Annotated in this window: 2 protein-coding genes; both read left to right on the forward strand. The window is 41.8% G+C overall.

The features are described from left to right. Positions 1–1,058, forward strand: a 1,058-nt coding sequence (locus ACQ5BJ_RS26235; RefSeq protein WP_430113431.1) for a condensation domain-containing protein, incomplete at its 5' end; no start/stop codon positions are given. 26 nt (positions 1,059–1,084) lie between these two features. After that, positions 1,085–2,539: condensation domain-containing protein (locus ACQ5BJ_RS26240; protein ID WP_430113003.1), on the forward strand; the 1,455-nt coding region annotated here is incomplete at its 3' end.

The raw sequence follows: 2,539 nt of genomic DNA on the forward strand, positions 1-2,539 counted from the left end.
AACTGCACAGCAGTATCAACTTAGAAGAAGGGCCGCTGGTGAAGGCAGCGATGTTCCGGACGGGTGAAGGGAACCTGCTGTTTGTAGGGATCCATCATCTTGTGGTGGACGGCGTATCGTGGCGTATTCTGCAAGAAGATATCGGAACAGCTATCCAGCAAGTAAAAGAAGGAACCAAGATCCGATTCCCGGCAAAGACAGCGTCATATAAGGCATGGGCGGAGGCGTTGGCAGAATATAAGGACAGCCACCTCTTGCAGAAAGAACGGGCGTACTGGGAACAAGTAGCAGCGCAGATGTCGGCAGGCGAACTCTGGATGGACGAACAGACAGGAGAAAGCGGTTATGGCAGTTGCACGATACATTTAAATAAGGAAGAAACCGCACAGCTTATCCACCAGGCAAGTCGGGCATATAATACCGAGATCAATGACTTGCTTATTAGCGCCCTGGGAATGACCGTGAAGAAACTGACAGGGGCAAGAGATGTAACGATAGGTATGGAAGGACACGGAAGAGAACCGATTCATAAGCGGATCGATATCGACCGGACGGTCGGATGGTTTACAAGTATATATCCGGTGGTGGTCCCGTGTCATGAGGATATAGCAGAAAGTATCATTACAACCAAAGAGATGCTGCGTCAAATCCCGAACCGAGGCCTTGGATATGGTCTATTACAGGATGAATTGCCGGTCCGGCCGCTTGAAGTCATGTTTAACTACATGGGGCAAATGGACGCTGAGGCGAAGGGGAGAAAACTACACTTTTTTAGTTCGGGTAAGGGATCAGCGGATGAAAATATTGTATACCGTAAAGTCAATATTAACGGAAGCTTGCTAAAAGAACAGTTGCATTTCAGTATTGTCTATGACAAGAGCAAGTTGTCTGCTGAGAAGATACAACTATTTATTGAAACATTCCATGATTGTTTAATGGCTACGATTCAATTTTGTGCATCACAGGAGGAGGTTGCCATCACGATCTCGGATACGGATGCCACTGATTTGGTTGTGGACGATCTCCAAGTGATAAATGAGCTATTCGATCTAGAATAAATCTACTATAAGGTGGAGGAGCAGACATGAGCTCGAAAATGGTTTTAGGTTCTAAAATTGAGAATATTTATTCTCTTACCCCAGTACAAGAAGGAATGCTGTTTCATAAGCTGATGAATGGTGATTCTACCGCTTATGTCGTTCAGCATCGTTTTGAACTGAACGGTCTGATTAATGAACAAAAGGTAAAAGAGGCAATACAACTTGTAACGATGAAGCATGACGTTTTAAGAACTTCCATCGTATTTGAGAAATTGACTGTGCCGAGACAAATTATACTCAAGAACCGGGCAATAGAATATGAACGGATAGATTTATCGGATATTGCGGCATATGAACGAAACAATAAAATGGATATGATTGCGCAACTTGATGTGGAGCGCGGGTTTGATCTACAACGCGATTCTTTATTAAGAGTCAAGCTCGTTCATTTTGGAGCAAACCAATATAAGATGTTATGGACTTTTCATCACATCATTATTGATGGTTGGAGCTTATCTATTTTGTTCAGTGATTTCAAAACGTATTATGACATGCTTGAACATGGAAAGAGCTTGCAATCTATCATGTCGATAGTGGAAACTGACAAGAAGAGAATCGAAAAATATGGAGATTATGTAAAGTGGCTGGAGCAGCAAAATGCTAATGAAGGCATTGCGTATTGGGAAGAATTATTATCTGACTATGATGGAGCAGCGGACATAAAGTCAACGGAGCAAACGCCATTAGCGGTGGAAACCGTTTCTTTGAGTGAAATGAAATTATCTAAAGAACAGACGGCAAGTTTGCAAAATCTCGCTGCCACCCATCATATTACGATGAATACGATTGTGGAAACAGCCTGGGGAATTGTACTGCAATTGTATACAGGTGCCAAAGATGTTGTTTATGGCAAGGTAATTTCAGGCAGGCATGTTCCAATTAGAGGAATTGAAAAGATTGTGGGTCCATTTATCGTGACGATTCCCGCAAGAATCAGGTATAAAGAAGATGATGTAGTTGTAGAAGTTTTGCACAGCACGCAGCTACAAGGAACGAAAAGTACAGCTTATTCTTATTGTCCCTTACAGCAAATTATGAGTTTAACGAAGCAAAAATCAGAGTTGATCAAGTATTTATATGCCTTTGAAAATTATGAGCTTGATGAGACTTTATTGACACAGCACAGTGAGGGACTTGGGTTAAATATAGAAACTTATCGGGAGCAAACGAATTATGATTTAGTCTTAATCGCAAATTATGAACACGGGTATTTGCGTTTTCAGATGCAGTATGCGTCAAATCGCTATGGATCAAAGGAAATAGAAGCAATGTTATTGCGCTTACAAGTTGTCTTACTCTCTTTCGTCAACACCCCAGAAATGAAGTTGTCTGAACTTGAGACGATAACAGAGGAAGAGAAAGAACAGATACTAGGTGCATTTAATGAAACGAGCTTAGCGTATGCAAAGGATAAAACGATTCCAGCATTATGGGAAGAG

The organism is Paenibacillus sp. B1-35, from assembly GCF_050474385.1.
Taxonomy (GTDB): Bacteria; Bacillota; Bacilli; order Paenibacillales; family Paenibacillaceae; genus Paenibacillus_B; species Paenibacillus_B alvei.